The sequence below is a fragment of the Luteibacter anthropi genome, assembly GCF_011759365.1.
GTDB classification, from domain to species: Bacteria; Pseudomonadota; Gammaproteobacteria; order Xanthomonadales; family Rhodanobacteraceae; genus Luteibacter; species Luteibacter anthropi.
In genome coordinates this window covers 14,554-32,802 of record NZ_JAARLZ010000011.1, presented here as the reverse complement: position 1 = coordinate 32,802, position 18,249 = coordinate 14,554, and the positions used below count along the sequence as shown (strand labels likewise).

The window sequence follows — 18,249 nt, the reverse complement described above, 5'->3', positions numbered from 1 at the left end:
CAACGGGCGGAGGACCGATGAGACCACAGCGAGCCCGAGAAGTTTAGGGCCGAAGGTTGGGGACCGGGCGAAAGAGCGTTGCCGCCCCCTCGCCCGCCCGCTCGGCGCGGTTTACTGCAACGTATCGCTCAGGATGCGTGGCGTGACGAAGATCAGCAGCTCGGCCTTGTCGTTCTGCCGGCTGGTACGGCGGAACAGCACGCCCAGACCCGGGATGTCACCGAGACCTGGCACCTTGGAGATGGTGTTCGACTTGGTGATCTCGTAGATGCCGCCGAGGACGACCGTCTGCCCGTTGTCGACCAGCACCGAGGTATTGATCTCACGCGTGTCGATCTGCGGCACCGAGCCGCCTCCCGGGCTGTCCACCAGGCGAGCCAGGGCATCCTTCTTGACGTTGATCTTGAGATAGACGCGGCTGTCGGCGGTGATCGTCGGCGTCACACGCAATTCGAGTACGGCATCCTTGAACTGCACGGTAGCGTTCTGTGCGCCACCGCCCGAGCTGGAGGCCTGGTAGGTCACGTAGCCGATCTGGGTACCCTGCTTGATCACGGCTTCCTGCTGGTTGGCCGTGATCACGCGCGGACTGGAGATCACCTCGCCACGGCCTTCGGTTTGTGCTGCCGAAAGTTCAAGGTCCACCAGGTAATTGGAGCCGAGAATGGCAAGGCCGATGCTACCTGCCGGATTCGATACGGGCAGGTTCACGTTGTAGCCGCCAGGCAACGTATAAGGGCTGCGCGTGGGAATGGTGGTAGTCGGATTCGCCGCCTGCTGAGCGAGCGCGTTCGCGTAATTCACATCGCTGTTGCGCACGCTGGTCACGAGGTCTGCGGTACCCGTGCCATTGGTACCGGAAGACAGATCCGGCGATGTACCCACGATCTGGTTGCGGTTGTTGTGATTGAACGCCTGTACGCCCCAGCGCACACCCAGGGCACGAGTGAACGTGTCGGTGGCAGCCACGATGCGGGACTCGATCAGCACCTGCTGGACCGGTCGATCCAGTGTTCCCACGAGCTCCCGCAGGTCGCGGATCTTGTCCGGCGTATCGTTGATAAGCAGGGTGTTCGTACGATCGTCAAACGATACGCTTCCCCGAGGCGACAGGAATCCATGTGCCTGGTTGCCTGTCTGGCCACCACCACTGGTGGACTGCATGCTTCCCTGGGTCAGCAGCTTGGCGATGTCCTGCGCCTTGCCGTAGCTGATGGGGATGTAATCCGAAATGAGCTCCGCGCTGTCTTCGGCCTTCTGCCGCGCGTCGGCAAGGCTCTGTTCGTAGTTCGCCAGCTCGGCCTGCGGAGCGATCCAGATCACGTTGCCGCTACGGCGCTTGTCCAGGCCCTTTGCGCGCAGGATCACATCGAGCGCCTGGTCCCAGGGCGTGTTCACCAGTCGCAGGGTTACGCTGCCGGCCACGCTGTCGGATGCCACCAGGTTCAGCTTCGCCTCGTCGGCGATCAACTGGAGTGCAGAGCGAACGGGGATGTCCTGAAAATTGAAGGTGAGACGCGAACCGGCATAGACGGTTTCCTGTCCGGCCTTCGCATTCTTTGCCGAGGGCTGGGCGGCCTTCTTCGGTGCCACCTCGACCACGTAGTCGTTGCCACTCTGGTAGGACGAAACTTCAACCTCGCCCTTGGTGGCGATGTCCATATGAGCACCGCCCGCTGCGGCCTTCGATTCGATCGACTGGACGGGGGTGGCGAAATCGAGCACGTCCAGGCGCTGCGCCAGTTTGGGCGGCAGGCTGGAACCGGGCATGCTCACGAGCACGTGATCGCCCTGGCGGCGCATTTCCGGTGTGGTGGCACTGTTGCCCAGGGTGATGAGCACACGGCCTTCGCCGTTCTGGCCGCGACGGAAGTCGATGTTCGACAGCGGCACGCCGGCACTCGAGGGCAGCGCCTTGGTCGGGTCGGACACGATGGCCGTGGTCGTCGTGGCACCGGTGGGGCCATTGTTGACGGTGACGATCAGGTTGTTGCCATCGACGCGCGTCTTGTAGGCCGAGTCACGGAATAACTCCACGGTGACACGCGTGCGCCCCCCTGCCGACACGATGGATACGCCCGACGTCGCGCCCTTGGCGATATCCAGGTGACGGGAGCTGAACGTATTGGTGGTATCGGCGAGGTCGATCGCGATGCGCGGTGGGTTGCTGGTCGTGAACACCTTCGGATCAGGCGCCTTCTCGCTGAACGCGAGCGTCAGCTCCACGCGACCGCCCGGCTGCGCGTCATAACTGATGTTGCGCAGGGCGTTGGCGGCAACCGCCTGGCCGGCGAATCCTGCCGATGCGGCTAGTGCCGCACCCAGAACCCAGCGACGCGCGCGTCCCGGCAGGAGGTGGAAAATGGTGGTCATGTGCGTCATCCCCGAGATACTCATTTGTCGCCGACCGATATGCTTGCCGGGCGCTCCATCCAGCCGCCCGTGCCATTGGGAACCAGCTCGACCAGATCGATGTGGTCTTCCCCGACGGCGGTGACGCGGCCGTAGGCCTGCCCCATGTATTCGTTGCGGTGAACCTTGTGGATCACCCCGCCCGGGTCCTTGACCAGGGCTTCCAGCGCGTTGCCCGTCCCGATCGTGCCCACCATGCGCAGGGTGTCGAGCGAGAACATCTCCAGCGGCTCCTTCGGACGGTTTTCGTCAGGCCGTGTCCCCGATGTCGTCGAGGCATCCGCTTCCGCCGCGCTCGGGCTGAAGGGATCGCGGGCGTTCTGGTCCTGGTAGGCGAAGGTCTCGAAGGTACGCAGTACCGGGAGCGGGGGGATGGGCTCGCCTTTCTTGTGTTTCTCGGCATCCACCCACTCGTGCAGGTCCGAGGTGCCGCTGGTGCAGCCGGCCAGTGCAGATGCCACGGAGAGCGCAAGCAGGACGACACGCCCACGCGAGAGAGACGCTGTCATTTCCTGGCTCCCTTCGCTGCCTTGGATTGCTCTGCCGCTTCGTCGTCATCCAGGTAACGGTAAGTCTTCACGGTGCCCTGCAGGATCAGCAGGCCCGAATCACCGCCCTTCTTGCCGGCATCTTTATCCTTGGGACTCAGGGAGACGTCGTGCAGGGTCAGGATCACCACGCGCGGCAGCGATGCCACGCCGCTGATGAAGCTTCCGAACTGGTGATAGGTGCCCACCATCCGCAAGGTGATCGGTTTCTCGGCGTAGAAATCGCGCGGTGTTTCCGGACCGGGCTGGAACAGCTCGTTCTCGATGCCGGCGGCGAGTGCCGTCTGCGAGATATCGACCAGCAGCTCGGGCATCTCCGTCTTGCTGGGCAGCTGGCGCAGCAGGGTACGCAGCATGTCCTGCATTTCCTTGAGCTGCTGTTCCAGCGCTTCGAGATTGGCCGACTTGGCCTGCTTCTGCGAGAACTCGGTCTTCAGCGCGGCTTCGCGGCTTTCAAGCCCTTCGAGCTGGTCCTGCTGGTCGCTGATGTAGAGATACCAGCCGAAAAAGGTGACGACGACGAAGATCAGTCCGGTGAAGAAATACTTCACCGACTTCGGCCATCCGCCGATGTTGTTGCGATCGAGGTTACGAAGATCGTCTACGAATTTCATGGCTTTGCTCCTGCCTTGGCCGGAGCAGCGGGCTTTGCCGATGAAGGATCTTCGGCCTGCGTCGAGTCGACAGGCGTCGTCAGGTGTACGTCGAGGCCGAAGGCATAGGGCATGCGTGAGGCGTCGTGGGTGTTTTCGGTCTTGCGCAGGTCGGCGTGCCCCATCCACGGAGAGGCTTCGATATTGCGCATGTAATCGGCCACGCTCGAATTGGACTGGGATACGCCGTCCAGCGACATCGAGTCTCCCGCCTGTTTCATCCCCGTGAGGCGGGCACTGGCCGGGATCGTCTTCACCAGCTCGTCGAACAGGTGAACCATCTGCGCGCGGTTGGCCTGGAGCTGCTCGATGATCTGCTTGCGTTGCAGCAGGTCGGCGCGCACCTTTTCCAGGTCCTTGATCTTCGCGATGCGGTCGTCGAGCTGCTTGATCTCGCCCTGCAGGTACGTATTGCGGTCGTTCTGGTTGTCGATGCGCGCATCCATCCAGAACGACCACGCGATCAGCACCACCAGCGCCGCGCCAAAGGCAAGGCCGAGCTGGGCGTAGAACTCCCGTTCGCGGACCTTGCGCCGGTCGGCGCGCCAGGGAAGCAGGTTGATCCGTGCCATCAGTCGAAGCTCCTCATGGCCAGGCCCACGGCAATCATCAGCGCGGGAGCATCCTGGGCCAGGGTCTGGGCCTGCACGCGGCTGGACAGGGCCATGCGGGCGAGCGGGTTGGCAACGACGCACGGTACGCCGATCTGCTGTTCGAGCAGTTCGGTGATGCCTTCGATGGAGGCGCAACCGCCGGCCAGCACCACCTGGTCGACACGGCTGTATTCGCTGCCGGCGAAGAAGAACTGGAGCAGGCGGCTGACCTGCTGCACCAGCGACTCCTTGAACGGCTCAAGGGCTTCCATCTCGTAGGACTCGGGCAGGCCGCCCTTGCGCTTGGCGCGACCGGCCTCCTCGTAGGAGAGGCCGTAGCGGCGCATGATCTCGTCGGTGAGCTGCTTGCCGCCGAAGACCTGCTCGCGGGAATAAATGGTGCGCTGGTTCTTCAGCACGGCCAGGGTGGTCATGGTGGCGCCGATGTCCACCATGGCGACCAGGGCCTCGCGCGGCACGGCGAGCTGGTCGGCCACCATGCCGAAGGCGTTCTCCATGGCAAACGCCTCGACGTCGATCACCTTGGCCGTGAGGCCGCCCAGGTCGAGCGCGGCGATGCGCATGTCCACGTTCTCGGTGCGCGAGGCCGCGAGCAGGACATTGTTCATCTCAGGGTTGTCGCGGACCGGCCCCAGCACCTCGAAATCGAGGCTGACTTCCTCGATGGGGTACGGGATGTACTGGTTGGCCTCCACCAGGATCTGGCCTTCCAGGTCGTCTTCGGAGAGATCGGCCGACATGGGGATGACGCGGGTGATGACCGCGGAGCCTGCCACGGCGGCCGAAGCGTGCTTCAGCTTCGAGCCCGAGCGGGCCAGCGCGCGGCGGATCGCCTCGCCCACGGCTTCCACCTCGACGATGTTCTTCTCAACCACGGCGTTGGGCGGCAGGGGCTCCACCGCGTAGTGCTCGACCTTGAAGCGGCCGCCCGCCTGGCTCAGCTGGAGCAGCTTGACGGCGGTCGAGCTTATGTCGACGCCAATGAGCGGCGTCGATTTGGGTGTAAAGAGCCCCACGGTGTCCCCCTTTCCCCGCGCCTTTGTCGGAATTGGTTTGTCGGCGCGAAGGCATTAGATCGAAAACTTAACGGATTGGCAACGGCCGTTTCTGGCCACTTATAGGCACTATTTCACAAATCCCATCACTGGGTTAGCGAATCCCGTTGACCTTCCGTCGAGCCCCGGGTGCCCGTCCGGGAGGCCGGGGAGGCTCTATACTCCGCCACGACCCAAACGGCGGTGACGAAGTCCCCATCCATGCGAATCCTGAAGCGTCTGCTGCGCTACGCGCTGTACCTCGCCCTGGCCGGCATCCTTTTCGTGGTGGGAGCCGTGGGCGTGGCCTACTGGCTGCTGGCGCCACGCCTGCCGTCCGTGGCTGTCCTGCGCGATTACCACATGCAGGTTCCCCTACGCGTGCTCAGCTCGGATGGCCGGCTGATCGCATCATTTGGTGAGACCCGGCGCATCCCCGTCCACATCGCCGATGTGCCGGCGCGCCTGAAGAACGCCGTGCTGTCGGCCGAGGATGGCGACTTCTACAGCCATCCGGGCGTCGACTGGCACGGCATCGCCCGCGCCGGTATTCACGTGATCCTCTCCGGTGGCGACAAGGGGCCGGGCGGCTCCACGATCACCCAGCAGGTGGCCCGCAATTTCTTCCTGAGCCCCGAGAAGCTCTACTCGCGCAAGCTCACCGAGATGTTCATCGCGCTGCGCATGGAGAACGAGCTCTCCAAGGACCAGATCCTCGAGCTGTACCTCAACAAGATGTTCCTGGGTCATCGCTCGTACGGCGTGGCCGCTGCCGCCTCGTATTACTACGGCAAGACCCTCGACCAGCTCACCGTGGCCGAGGCCGCCACCCTGGCCTCGACTTTCCAGCTGCCTTCGGTAGTCAATCCGCTCAACAACCCCAAGCGCATGCTGGCGCGCCGTGACTGGGTGCTTGGACAGATGCTCTCGAACCGCTTCATCACGCAGGCGGAGTACGACGAGGCCATCAAGGAGCCCAACGACGCCTACCCACACGAGCAGCAGATCGAGGTGGATGCGCCCTACCTGGCCGAAATGGTCCGCCAGCAGGTGCTGGAGAAACTCGGCAACGACGCCCTCACCGAGGGGTATGTCGTGCATACCACCGTCTCCAGCGAAACACAGACGGCCGCCAACGAGGCCCTGCGCGGCCGCCTGTCCGCTTACGACCGCCGTCACGGCTACCGCGGCCCCGAGGGGCATGAGGAACTCGCGGCCGGCGCTGGCCCGGATGACTACGATCGCGTTCTCGCCGGCTACACAAGCGTGGCGGGCATGATGCCCGGCATCGTCACGGAGACCGGTCCCAAGGAGGCGAAGGTGTACCTGTCCGCGAAGGAGACGGCCACGATCACCCTGGAGTCCATCGCCTGGGCCCGTCCCTACGTCAACGAAGGCCGCGCCGGCGCCACGCCGACCAAGGTCGACGCCGTACTCAAGCGTGGTGATGTCGTTCGCCTGATCCGTAGCGAAAAGGACGACATCTCCGAGGAGGCCAAGGCCACCGATACGGCCGCAGGTACCGAGAGCGGCCACCAGGAACCCCAGAAGGGGCCGTGGCGCCTCACCCAGATTCCCGCCGCCCAGGCCGCGCTGGTTTCGCTCGATCCTGAGGACGGTGCCGTCCGTGCCCTCGTGGGCGGTTTCAGCTTCGTCCGTTCCAAGTTCAATCGCGCCGTCATGGCCGCCCGCCAGCCGGGCTCCAGCTTCAAGCCGTATCTGTACTCGGCGGCGTTCGAGCGCGGTTTCACGCCGGCCTCCATCGTCAATGACGCCCCGGTGGCCTTCCCGGACCCCTCGCGCCCTGACGGCATGTGGACACCCGCCAACGACGACAACAAGTTCGACGGCCCCATGCGTCTTCGCGAGGCCCTGGTGAAGTCGAAGAACCTGGTCTCGGTGCGCCTGCTCGACGCCATCAGTGTGCGCTATGCGCGCGACTACATGACCCGCTTCGGCTTCACGCCGGATGCGCTGCCGCAGAACCTGTCGCTGGCCCTGGGCACCGCCTCGGTATCGCCCATGGCCATGGCGCGCGGGTATGCCGTGTTTGCCAACGGTGGCTACCTGGTCACGCCGTACTTCATCTCGCGCATCGACGACCGCGACGGCAAGCCCGTGTACACCGCCAACCCGGAACGCGCCTGTGCCGACTGCCAGGAGCGACTGCTCGCCCCAACCCCGCCGGGGCCGCCGACGCAGGCCAGCACCGCCTTGATCCCGGCGCGTCCTGCCAGTTCGGGCAGCGCGGGTGGAAGCGGCACGGGCGACGCCGTGCTGCCGGCCGACTCGCACGACAATGCTTCACAGGCACCGAAGCTGGCACCTCACGTGATCGACGTCCGCAACGATTACCTCATCACCTCGCTGATGCTGGACGTCATCAAGCGCGGCACGGGCTCCGCGGCCAAGGCGCTCGGCCGCGACGACCTGGCCGGCAAGACCGGTTCCACCAACGATCACCGCGATGCATGGTTCGTCGGCTTCAATGGCGACTACTCCACCGCCGTGTGGGTGGGCTTCGACGACTTCAGCTCGCTGGGTCGCGGCGAATTCGGCGCAAAGGCCGCCCTGCCGATCTGGATGGACTACATGGGCGACGTCCTGAAGGACAAGCCCTCGCACACCCTGGCCATGCCGCCGGGCATCGCCACCGTACAGATCGATCCGGGCTCAGGCCTGCCATCTCCCGGTGGCATGAATGAAATCATGAAGGTCGAGGATGTCGACCGTCTACGTGAACAGGCACAGCAGAAGCAGCAGGAGGAACAGCAAGACCACGCCTACGACATCTTCTGAGTGCGGAGCACGAGCCCGCACTCCGGACACACGAACACACCACATGGGGGTGAGTCATGGCACGAGGCGAGCACCACAGGATCCATGCCCAGGACAGGACGCAGCGCAATCGCGTCCTGGTCGCCCAGGAGGCGGCCCGTCTGATGAGCGAGCATGGCATCCGTGACTTCCACCATGCGAAGCTGAAAGCCGCCGAGCGGCTAGGCATCGCCGACACACAAGCCCTGCCCCGCAACAACGAGATCGAGCAGGCGCTACGCGAACACCAGCGTATCTTCCAGGCCGACAGCCAGCCCCAGGCCTTGCGAGCAAGGCGTGAGGCCGCCATGGAGGCGATGCGATTCCTGCGGGGCTTCGACGCCCGCCTGGTCGGCGCCGTGCTGGAGGGTACGGCCGACGAGCATTCCGCCGTCTGCCTGCATGTCTTCAGTGACGACCCCGAGGCCCCGGGAATCTTCCTTCGCGAGCAGGGCATCCCCCTGGAAACCCAGACCCGCCGGCTGCGCTGGTCGGATCACGAGCAGAGCGAGCACACCGTGTTGCTGTTCGGCGCCGACGGGATTCCCTTCGACATCACCGTGCTACCTGCGGATGCGATCCGGCAGGCTCCGCTTGATCGCGTGGACGAACGACCGATGCGCCGGGCCAGCGTAGCGATGTTGCAGCAGTTGCTGGCGGAGGAGGATATGGCTGCGTTTGGTTCGATGTAGACCACGGTCGCGCGCAAGGCGCGCTCCTACAAGGCAACGATAACCCTGTAGGAGCGCGCCTTGCGCGCGACCGGTGATGCACATACGCACGGCTGCACCGACAGCCATAAAAAAAGCCCCGCTTTCGCGGGGCTTTTTCATCAACGCTTGTCGCTGGACACGTAATCGCGAACATCTGCACCGGTGTAGATCTGGCGCGGACGACCGATGCGCGATCCCGGGGTTTCGTGCTGCTCGATCCAGTGCGAGATCCAGCCGGAGGTGCGCGCGATGGCGAACATCACGGTGAACATCTCGGTGGGGATGCCCAGGGCCTTGTAGATGATGCCCGAGTAGAAGTCGACGTTCGGGTAGAGCTTGCGCTCGACAAAGTATTCGTCCTTCAGGGCGGCTTCTTCCAGCTTCATGGCTACTTCGAGGAGCGGATCGTTCACGCCCAGCTCGTTGAGCACGTTGTGGCACGCCTCGCGAATGATCTTGGCGCGCGGGTCGAAGTTCTTGTAGACGCGGTGGCCGAAGCCCATGAGACGGAACGAATCGTTCTTGTCCTTGGCGCGCTTGACCGCGTTCTCGACCTTGTCGGCCGTGCCGATTTCTTCAAGCTGAAGCAGCACGGCTTCGTTCGCGCCACCGTGCGCCGGGCCCCAGAGCGCGGTGATGCCGGCGGCAACCGACGCGTACGGGTTCGCACCGGTGGAACCCACCAGGCGCACCGTGGACGTCGAGGCGTTCTGCTCGTGGTCGGCGTGCAGGATGAACAGCAGGTCGAGCGCCTTGGCGACGACCGGATTCACGTGGTACGACTCGCTCGGCACTTCGAACATGGTGTGCAGGAAGCGGGTGACGTACTCGAGGTTGTTGCGCGGGTAGCGGTTCGGCCAACCGATGGAGTGGCGATAGATGGCCGAAGCGATGGTCGGCATCTTCGCGATGAGGCGGATGGCGGCCAGCTTGCGGTCTTCCGGGTTCTCGACGTTCAGATCGTCGTGGTAGAACGCCGAAAGCGACGCCACCGACGCGGCCAGCATGGCCATCGGATGTGCGTTGTGGTGGAAGCCCTTCAGGAAGTCCTTCAGGTTCTCGTGCATCATCGAGTGATGCGTGATGTCGTTCGAGAACTTCTCGAACTGCGGCTTGCTCGGCAGTTCGCCGTTGAGCAGCAGGTAGGAGGTTTCGAGGAAGGTGGACTTCTCGGCCAGCTGCTCGATGGGGTAGCCGCGGTAAAGCAGCACGCCCTTGTCGCCGTCGATGTAGGTGATGGCGCTCTTGGTGCTGGCGGTGCTGCCGTAACCCGGATCGTAGGTGAAGTAGCCGGTGTCCTTGTACAGGGTGCCGATATCGACGCACTCGGCGCCGAGCGTGCCGCCGATGACCGGCAGTTCGCTCACGGGCTTGTTGGATTCATCGACCAATTTGACGGTTTTGGCGTCGGACACGGCGAGCTCCTCTTTTCTTTGCTCCACCGCCCAGGGGGAACCGGGCAGCGTCGATAGTTGGGAAAACGACACCGGGGGTGAGGTGTCGTACCGGCCGCGCTTGCGACCGAAGTTCCCCATTATCGCACAGTGCCGATTCAAACGTCCGTTAGATGAACGTCGAATCGCAAACGCAAAAAGACACGGGGCAGGCGGTTGGCCTGCCCCGTGTCCGCGATCCTCGCGAAACGCCACCCCGCAGGCGGCGCGCGGATGTCGCTGTATTACTTCTTGCCGTAGCGCTGACGGAACTTGTCGACGCGGCCGCCGACGTCGAGCGTCTTCTGCTTACCGGTGTAGAACGGGTGCGAGTGGCTGGTGATATCGAGCTTGATCACCGGGTACTCGTTGCCGTCTTCCCACTTGACGGTTTCCTTGCTGGACATCGTCGAACGGGTAAGAAAGGCGAAGTCAGACGAGAGGTCCTGGAAGACCACCGGCTTGTAATTCGGATGGATGTTCTCTTTCATAGTCTTGACTCGAGAATAGCGGGGTGAAAAGAGCGGCATTGTAGCGAGCGGACTACGGCTGGTCAAGGAGCGACCAGGGGGCGGCGGTCTGAGTCGCCTTTCTCCGGGCCAGAAGCCTTGGCACTGAGAATCGGAAGGGCCCGAGGGTACCGGTCGCGCGCAAGGCGCGCTCCTACAGGACGCTGATGGTCTTGGCCCTGCCCTTGCGCCCGGATACCGGTCGCGCGCGAGGCGCGCTCCTACAGGACTGGGGTGACTCTGTAGGAGCGCGCCTTGCGCGCGACCGGGGATGCAGGCACGACAGGGATTCCCCGTGACCACCCGAAAACCGTCAGGCCACGCCGAGCGCCCGGGCGATCATCGCCTCGAACTTGTCCTGGTTCACCTCGAGAACCACCCGCGCATTCGGCGTGCCGCCCAGGCGGTTCTGCCAGTCGACCACGGTGGCGCCGCGGGTCAGGCGGCCGTCCAGCTCGATGGCCACGTGGCGCGTCTCGGCACGGGTGATGATCTCCGGATCGAGGGCCACAGCCATGGCCAGAGCGTCGGCCGCGATGAAGCCGGTGCGTTCGTGCTCGGCATTGAAGCGCTGCGCCGTGGCGAAGATCTTCCCGAAGAATTCGGCGCGCTTGTCGCCACCGGCCAGCCAGCCGTCGTAGGTGGCATCGGGGAAGGCATGGCGGACGGTGGCTTCCCAGTCGACCAGGTCGAACATCGGGAAAGCCTCGAAGACCACGTGCGCGGCCTCCGGATCGAAACCGATGTTGAACTCGGCGGGAATCTTGCCCGTGTTGCCGTGGCCCGTGACGGCACCACCCATGATCACCAGGCGCTTTACGCGTGCCGGCAGGGTCGGGTCGAGGCGGACGGCCAGGGCGAGGTTGGTGAGGGGGCCGAGAGCGACGAGAGTCAGCTCGTTCGGCCGCTCCTGCGTGAGGCGGATAAGGGCCAGCGCGGCGTGCTCGGCCTGCGCCTTGTGAGCGGGCTCGGGAAAGCCGACATCGCCGAAACCATCCTCACCATGTACGAAGGCCGCGTCTTCTTCCGGCGCACGCACCAGGGGCGACGGGCAACCCGCGAACACCGGCGTGGTCGCACCGATCAGGTCGACCAGCGTGCGGGCGTTGCGGACGGTATGACCGAGGCCGACATTGCCTGCCGCAACGGTAAGGGCGGTCACATCCGTATGCGCATGGGCCATGAGGATGGCCAGGGCATCGTCCACGCCCGGGTCGGTGTCGATCAGCAGCGGCAGTCGGTTCATCGCGCAAGGTTCTCTGTACGGCCAGACAGCATACCGCCGCCCGCGCCGTTCAGACAGCCTTCCGGGCCGCGTCGCCGCTGCTTTCGAAATCGAAACCCAGTTCGACGGCGACACGACTCACGCCCTGGCACAAGGCATCCAACTCCGGTGTCCGCGCCACCACGCGCGAACGAAGGTCCAGCGTACAGGCCAGTCCCATCTGCAACAGGTCGGCATGCGCCACATGCAGGACGTCGGCCTGTGCCACGGTGAGCAGGCCCACATCCCGAAGAACATCGACCAGCACGCTGCTGGCCGTGGTGTCGAGGATCGTCGGGTGCGTAGCCGCATGGGCCAGCACCATGCCCTGCAGCATGAACTCGATATCGATAAGCGCCCCCCTTCCCTGCTTTACATCCACCAGCGCCTCCGTGGAGCGGTCGCGCTCGGCACGCCAGCGCGTGCGCATGGCGCTCACCTCGCTGCGCACCCGGTCGCCATCGCGCGGCACGGCAAGGATGTCGCGGCGGATATGCGCCAGGGTTCCACCCAGACGCTCGTCGCCCGCGACATGGCGCGCGCGCTGCAAGGCCTGGTGCTCCCACGTCCAGGCGCGATCGCGCTGATAGGCTTCGAAGGCATCCACGCTCGCCACGAGCAGGCCCTTGGAGCCGTCGGGACGCAGCCGCGTATCGACCTCGTACAACTTGCCGGCATGCGTCTGGGCTCCGAGCCAGTGCATCACACGCTGGGCCAGTCGCTGGTACCAGCGCGTGCCATCGACCTGGCGCGGGCCGTCGCTCATCAGGTTGGCACGCTTGCCGTCATATACGAAGACCAGGTCGAGATCCGACGCGAAACCGAGCTCTTCGCCACCCAGGCTGCCATACCCAAGCACGGCGAACCCACTGCCTTCGCCCGGCAGGCGCCCGTGCTGGGCGATCAGCTCGCGCATCGCCAGCGCCAGCACGGCGCCCACCACGGCCTCGGCAAGGCCTGCGAGACGACGTGCGGTCGCCGTGGCATCAGCTCGCGCATCGTTGAAGGCCAGGCCCAGGCGAAACGCGATGCTGGAACGGAATTCGTTGATGCGCTCAAGCTCGCGCTCCGCGTCGCGCTCGTCGAGTGCACCCAGCGTGCGGGCGATTTCCGCCGAGATGTCGGCGCGCTTCAACGGAAGCTGGTCGATACGCGGATCGAGCACGTCATCCAGCAACAGCGGCTGCGCAATCACGCGCTCGGCGAGAAACGCACTATCCGCAAATACGCCGGCCACACGACGCCGGGCATTGGGCTGCTCATCGAGCAACGCAAGATACGACGAGCGTCGTGCCACCGCCTGCACCAGGCGGATGAGGCGAAGCAGGCTGGGCGATGGCGACACGCTGGCACGCGCGGCGCCGATCAGCTGCGGCATCAGTCGCTCCAGCCGTTCGGAAGATCGCGCGGACATGGATCGCACGGATGCCGCATTCGGTAGCTTGGTGAGTTCTTCCGCCACCGGGTTGCCCGGCACGAAACCCGAGGCTTCCATGGTGGCGGCGTTCAACGATGCATCCCGTGCCTTCGTCCAGATATCCCGGTCAGCGGCAGGCACCGTGGCGGTGCCGCCCGCCTCAGGCACCAGCACGGCGGCAAACTCCGAGGACACGGCTTCACGATGCTTCGTGAGTTCACGTTCGAGATCGTGCCACGAGGCGTAATCGAGACCTAGCGCCAGGCGCTCGCGGGTCAGGTCGTCGTCCGGGATGTCATGCGTCTGCGCGTCGCGCAGCATCTGCACGCGATTTTCCAGGCGTCGCAGGAAAACGTAAGCCTCGCGCAGGAGTTTCGCGCGAGCGGCAGGAATGTACCCGCGCGATTCACAAGCCTTCAGCGCAGGCAACAGGCCGCGCACACGCAAGGCGGGATCGCGTCCGCCGCGAATCATCTGCGTGAGCTGCACCACGAACTCGATCTCGCGGATGCCACCCGGCCCCAGTTTGAGATTTCCCGCAAGGTCCTTGCGGGCCACTTCGGCATCGATCAGCGATTTCATCTCGCGCAAACCGGCGAATGCCGTGTAATCGAGATAGCGGCGGTAGACGAAAGGGCGAAGCATGTCCTGTAATTCGCGCCCCGCCGTGCGATCCCCTGCCACCGGCCGCGCCTTGATCCATGCGTAGCGCTCCCAGTCGCGTCCTTCGCGCTGGTAGTACTGCTCCATGGCCGAGAACGGCAACGCAAGGCGCCCGGCATTGCCGAAGGGCCGCAGGCGCAGGTCAACGCGCGCGCAGATGCCATCGACCGTAGGCTCGGCCAGCAGGCGTACCAGCTGGCGTGCTTCGCGGATGAAATATTCACCGTTGTCGAGCGGACGCGCGCCGTCCGTTTCGCCACCGGACGCATACGCCAGTACGAGATCGATGTCCGAAGAGAAATTCAGTTCGTTGCCACCGAGCTTGCCGAAGCCGACCACGACCATGCGCTGCTCGATGCCTTCTGCGTCGCGTGGTCGCCCGTAGCGCGCATGCATCGCTGCTTCCGACCAGCGCAGCGCCGAAGCGAGCAGGGCTTCGTAGAGCGTGCTCGTGGACGACAGCGTTTCGTCGATGTCGTCCAGGCCGTTCACGTCACGAAACACCAGGCGCACCGCCTCTGCATGACGGAAACGACGCAGCACCGCCATGCAGGCGGTTTCGTCGACGGGGAGATCCAGCGACGCACCACGCGCACCGGCATCCGAACCGGCACGCAGGCGCTCAAGGCCAGCCGGCGCAAGCAGCTCCGGCTGCCTTCGGAACACCTCGAAGGCGAAATCCGAGGCAAGCAGTGTGCGACGTATGCGCTCAGCCACCCCCGCGTCGTCATAAAGGGGAATCCGGGCCACGCGGCACGCCGCCATCACGTCGGCGTAACGCTGGTCGATGAGGGCGCGAAGCTCCGGGCTCTCGCGCGAGGTAGGGATGGCGGTATTCATGGGACGGTCATTGTGCAGCAGCGCGTGGCCTCGCTGCAGGCCCCGTACGCCAAGGGCTTCGTCATCTCATGCGAAAAACCCTTACAGAACTTCAGGAACTTGCCTGACAACCGGTTCATGTCCATTGCGTTACAGTCCCTACCCCCTTGCTGACAGGGGCGTGACAAGAGGGTGATATGGCTTTCCAATCAACACATTGGCGAAACCTTGCCTCCCGTGTGGCCCTTCCGGTGCTGCTCGCCGTGGCGTTCGTGCTCTACACGGGCTTCCTCGACGGCAATCCGGGGGTCGCCAGCGAGCAGTGGTCCTCACGCCCGGGCCATCTGCTGGTCAATGCCATTCCCGGCCTCATGCTGGCTTCCCTGCTGCTGGTGCTCACGCGCCGCGCATGGTTGTCCTTCGGCGTGGCCTTCATGCTCCAGGGCGCCGTACTGGCCGTCAGCGCCATCAAGATGAAAAACCTCGGCTCGCCCCTGCTGCCAGCCGACTTCCGCATGGTCGGCCAGCTGAAGAACGGCGGCCTGCACCTGCTGGGCGGCTACCTGCCCAGCAACCCGATGCCCTATCTTGCCATCGCCGGCACCATCGCCCTGATTGCCCTCGTTGCGCGCTACGAGCCGCCGTTGTTTGCGCGCCGCACCCGCGGGCGCCGCCTCGTGGCCGGCGTGACCCTGCTGGCGCTCCTGGGCACGCTGATGATCGGCATGCCCGGCTGGGCCAAGGTCTACAACAAGGGCCGCCTGGGCATGCAGCCCTGGTCAGCCGCCGCCAACGCCACGTACAACGGCGTCGTCACCACCCTCATGCAGTTCCGCCTGCAGGACGCCGGCAAGGGCAAGAAGCAGAAGACCGATCCAGACGAAGCCGCCCGCTTCATCGCCAGCAACGATGCACCGCTGCGCGAGCACATGGCGGCCGCTGCCGAAAACCGCCGGCAAACGCCCGACATCGTCATCGTGCAGAGCGAATCGTTCTTCGATCCTTCCGTCATTCGCGGCCTCGAAGGCGACACCTTCGCGCCCAACCTGCATCGGCTGGCCCAGCACGCCAGCTCCGGCCAGCTGCACGTTCCCACCTTCGGCGGCGGCACCATCCGCACCGAGTTCGAAGTGCTGACCGGCCTTTCGCTGCGCTACTTCCCCAGCATGCAGTTCCCGTATCTTCAGATGCACTCGGGCGTGATGCCCGGCATGGTGCGCACGCTGCGCTCGCACGGATACGAGACCATTGCCGTGCACGGCAACGATGCCGGGTTCTGGAATCGCACAGCCGCCTTCAAGTCGCTGGGTTTCGACCGTTTCGTCTCGCAGCCGGATTTCCCGAAGAACTTCCCTCGTGACGGCGAATACATGGCCGACAGCGCCATGACTGACGAAATCATGAGCCAGCTGAAAGATAGCGGCCCTCCCCGCTTCGTCTTCGCCATCAGCATGGAAGCCCATGGCCCGTACGACAAGTCGCCGAACATCGACACCGAAGAGCGTGACGCGATTCCCGTGCCCGACGGCATCAGCGACGATGCCAAGCTTCAGCTGCGCAACTACATCTATCACATGCGTCACGCCGACGCGGAACTGGGCCGCCTCGCCGACCTGTTGAAGAAACGCGAGCGCCCCACGCTGCTGCTGTTCTACGGCGATCACCTGCCCGCTCTCACGGAAACCTACGCCAAGGCTGGCTTCACCAGCGGCGCCAACATGCTTGCGCAAACGGTGCCGTACATCCTCATCGATGCCCATGGCGATGGCCCCGCACCACAGAATGGCGACCTCGCCGCCTGGATGCTGCCAGGCCGTCTGCTGGAACGCGCAGGCATTCATGATGACCCTTACTTTGCACTGACGCAGGTGATCGGGCCACAGCTGGCATCGCTTACACACGCACCCGATGCACCGGTGCCCGCCGAAGATCCTTCCCTGAAGGACAACGACACATCGATGGGCAACGTCGCCCTGCTGCGCATGAAGCGCAAGCTCGATCCGCTGGTCGCTCAATACGCCTTGCCGGATATGACTACCGTCGCGCGACAAACAGGCAAGACCGAAGAAGAAGCCGCCGCAGGCGCGCATCAATAAGACGCGAACGCCACGCACGTCACAGTTCGGCCCTCATCTCATCGCTAGCCTCTAGCCTCCACGCCCGTTCGCGTGGAGGAACAGGGGTGCGTGCACGCCGGGTCCGGCGTACACGCAAGGGACGCTCTTCCCACTCAAGGTAAGGAGTCCAACGCATGAAGAGGTTCGCTTCACTCGGCAGGGTCGTGGCGTGCGCAGGCATCGTGGCGGCCATACTCTCCTTCTCCCTCGCGGCCTATGCCGCCGACACCCAGGCAACGGCACCCTCACTCACGCTCACCAGCGTCGCCAGCCTCCCCGCATCCGCCAAGCCGGCCGGCGTACCCGACGACTACGTGGTCACGCCCAACGGTTACTTCTCGCCCGACTGCGTGGCCACCATCCATCAGGGCGATGAGTTGCAGGCGAACGGCCTCATCCGTCGCGCATCAGGCGTATCTGAAAAGGCCGCCACCTGCGGCAAGGCCAACTTCACGCTGGACGGCCAGCGCATCGAAGCAGACGGCCGCCGCTCGCTCCAGCGCACGCCGCCACCCGTACAGAGTGGTTGGGTGCAAGCCGCCAATTACACCAGCAGCAAACCCATCGGCCGCATCGTGGCAACATGGACCGTGCCGACGGCACCCGCCAGCAAGAGCAACCAGGTGATCTACTTCTTCCCGGGCCTGGAACAGCTGCCCAACGTGCAGTCGATCCTCCAGCCCGTACTGGGATGGAACGGTTACAACGACCAGCTCTGGACACTCGCCAGCTGGAACTGCTGCGTGAACGGCACCACCTTCCATAGCGACCCTATCGCTGCGAAGGCAGGCGATGTGGTGGTCGGTGATACCTACTCCACATGCGCCGCCGGCCAGGCCTGCTCGACGTGGAAGATCGATTCGCGCAATACCACGACGGGCAAGACCAGCACGCTGACCACCAATCCGTACGCCGACCTTACCTGGGTCTTCGGTGGCGTGCTTGAGGTGTACAACGTAGCGACGTGTAACCAGTACCCGAGCGGACCGATCACCTTCAGCAACATCCAGGTGTACGACCGCAACAACACTCGCGTGACCAGCCCACCGTGGCAGGGCAGCGATACCTCGGGCATCAACCCGCAGTGCAATTACGGATTGAGCACGACTGCTACATCAGCCACCATTTTCTATTGAATCATCGAGGGCCTCCTATGCGGAGGCCCTTTTCGCGAACCTTCAAATGACGATCGCTATGTCGATGTCACCACATCAATAGCTTCTGAATGGCACGATG

13 protein-coding genes are annotated in these 18,249 nt (G+C 64.4%); 4 read left to right on the top strand and 9 right to left on the bottom strand.

The genetic code is table 11. The features are described from left to right. Window positions 1–111: 111 nt before the first annotated feature. Genes HBF25_RS17765 through HBF25_RS17745 form a run of 5 tightly spaced genes read right to left on the bottom strand, consistent with a single transcriptional unit; the run spans window position 112 to window position 5,243 of the window. A complete protein-coding gene (locus HBF25_RS17765) occupies window positions 112–2,373 on the bottom strand; it encodes a type IV pilus secretin PilQ (RefSeq protein ID WP_166950811.1) in 2,262 nt (753 codons plus the stop codon). A 20-nt stretch (window positions 2,374–2,393) separates the two neighbouring features. After that, entirely contained in the window at window positions 2,394–2,921 is a 528-nt protein-coding gene (locus tag HBF25_RS17760) for a pilus assembly protein PilP (RefSeq protein ID WP_166950810.1), read from the bottom strand. Then, the gene (locus HBF25_RS17755; protein WP_166950809.1) at window positions 2,918–3,574 is read right to left on the bottom strand and encodes a type IV pilus inner membrane component PilO; all 657 of its coding nucleotides are present in this window, start codon (window positions 3,572–3,574) and stop codon (window positions 2,918–2,920) included. Before HBF25_RS17755 ends, HBF25_RS17760 begins: the two co-directional genes overlap by 4 nt. Beyond that, entirely contained in the window at window positions 3,571–4,185 is a 615-nt protein-coding gene (locus HBF25_RS17750) for a PilN domain-containing protein (RefSeq protein WP_166950807.1), read from the bottom strand. The genes HBF25_RS17755 and HBF25_RS17750 overlap by 4 nt, the downstream gene beginning before the upstream one ends. After that, window positions 4,185–5,243, bottom strand: coding sequence for a pilus assembly protein PilM (locus HBF25_RS17745; RefSeq protein ID WP_166950806.1), 1,059 nt, complete (start codon window positions 5,241–5,243; stop codon window positions 4,185–4,187). The genes HBF25_RS17750 and HBF25_RS17745 overlap by 1 nt, the downstream gene beginning before the upstream one ends. 240 nt (window positions 5,244–5,483) lie before the next feature. Between HBF25_RS17745 and HBF25_RS17740 the strand changes: the two genes are divergently transcribed. Together HBF25_RS17740 and HBF25_RS17735 are read left to right on the top strand one after the other, a co-directional pair. After that, on the top strand, window positions 5,484–8,060 hold the full coding sequence (locus tag HBF25_RS17740; RefSeq protein WP_166950804.1) for a penicillin-binding protein 1A: 2,577 nt from the start codon (window positions 5,484–5,486) through the stop codon (window positions 8,058–8,060). Window positions 8,061–8,116: 56 nt separating this feature from the next. Continuing rightward, entirely contained in the window at window positions 8,117–8,770 is a 654-nt protein-coding gene (locus HBF25_RS17735) for a hypothetical protein (RefSeq protein ID WP_166950802.1), read from the top strand. 140 nt (window positions 8,771–8,910) lie between these two features. Here HBF25_RS17735 and HBF25_RS17730 read toward each other — a convergent pair whose 3' ends face one another. From HBF25_RS17730 to glnE, 4 genes are all read right to left on the bottom strand, one after another. Continuing rightward, window positions 8,911–10,206 carry a citrate synthase gene (locus HBF25_RS17730; RefSeq protein ID WP_166950800.1) on the bottom strand — a complete coding sequence of 432 codons (1,296 nt, stop codon included), beginning with the start codon at window positions 10,204–10,206 and terminating at the stop codon, window positions 8,911–8,913. A 263-nt stretch (window positions 10,207–10,469) separates the two neighbouring features. Then, window positions 10,470–10,715, bottom strand: a complete 246-nt coding sequence (locus HBF25_RS17725) for a type B 50S ribosomal protein L31 (RefSeq protein ID WP_166950791.1) — start codon at window positions 10,713–10,715, stop codon at window positions 10,470–10,472. Window positions 10,716–11,046: 331 nt separating this feature from the next. Next, the gene (locus HBF25_RS17720; RefSeq protein WP_166950784.1) at window positions 11,047–11,979 is read right to left on the bottom strand and encodes a nucleoside hydrolase; all 933 of its coding nucleotides are present in this window, start codon (window positions 11,977–11,979) and stop codon (window positions 11,047–11,049) included. 49 nt (window positions 11,980–12,028) lie between these two features. Continuing rightward, complete coding sequence (glnE, locus tag HBF25_RS17715) at window positions 12,029–14,917, bottom strand: bifunctional [glutamate--ammonia ligase]-adenylyl-L-tyrosine phosphorylase/[glutamate--ammonia-ligase] adenylyltransferase (protein WP_166950782.1); 2,889 nt, start codon at window positions 14,915–14,917, stop codon at window positions 12,029–12,031. 176 nt (window positions 14,918–15,093) lie between these two features. Here glnE and HBF25_RS17710 point away from each other — a divergent pair, with 176 nt between their 5' ends. After that, a complete protein-coding gene (locus HBF25_RS17710) occupies window positions 15,094–16,992 on the top strand; it encodes an LTA synthase family protein (RefSeq protein ID WP_166950780.1) in 1,899 nt (632 codons plus the stop codon). A gap of 155 nt (window positions 16,993–17,147) precedes the next feature. Further along, on the top strand, window positions 17,148–18,149 hold the full coding sequence (locus HBF25_RS17705; protein ID WP_166950778.1) for a hypothetical protein: 1,002 nt from the start codon (window positions 17,148–17,150) through the stop codon (window positions 18,147–18,149). Window positions 18,150–18,249 lie beyond the last annotated feature (100 nt).

Bases quoted from the DNA above. Each gene is read 5' to 3' on its own strand.
- HBF25_RS17760 (WP_166950810.1), bottom strand. From the start codon at position 2,921: ATGACAGCGTCTCTCTCGCGTGGGCGTGTCGTCCTGCTTGCGCTCTCC.
- HBF25_RS17735 (WP_166950802.1), top strand. From the start codon at position 8,117: ATGGCACGAGGCGAGCACCACAGGATCCATGCCCAGGACAGGACGCAG.
- HBF25_RS17720 (WP_166950784.1), bottom strand. From the start codon at position 11,979: ATGAACCGACTGCCGCTGCTGATCGACACCGACCCGGGCGTGGACGAT.
- glnE (WP_166950782.1), bottom strand. From the start codon at position 14,917: ATGAATACCGCCATCCCTACCTCGCGCGAGAGCCCGGAGCTTCGCGCC.
- HBF25_RS17705 (WP_166950778.1), top strand. From the start codon at position 17,148: ATGAAGAGGTTCGCTTCACTCGGCAGGGTCGTGGCGTGCGCAGGCATC.
- HBF25_RS17765 (WP_166950811.1), bottom strand. From the start codon at position 2,373: ATGACCACCATTTTCCACCTCCTGCCGGGACGCGCGCGTCGCTGGGTT.
- HBF25_RS17755 (WP_166950809.1), bottom strand. From the start codon at position 3,574: ATGAAATTCGTAGACGATCTTCGTAACCTCGATCGCAACAACATCGGC.
- HBF25_RS17710 (WP_166950780.1), top strand. From the start codon at position 15,094: ATGGCTTTCCAATCAACACATTGGCGAAACCTTGCCTCCCGTGTGGCC.
- HBF25_RS17740 (WP_166950804.1), top strand. From the start codon at position 5,484: ATGCGAATCCTGAAGCGTCTGCTGCGCTACGCGCTGTACCTCGCCCTG.
- HBF25_RS17725 (WP_166950791.1), bottom strand. From the start codon at position 10,715: ATGAAAGAGAACATCCATCCGAATTACAAGCCGGTGGTCTTCCAGGAC.
- HBF25_RS17750 (WP_166950807.1), bottom strand. From the start codon at position 4,185: ATGGCACGGATCAACCTGCTTCCCTGGCGCGCCGACCGGCGCAAGGTC.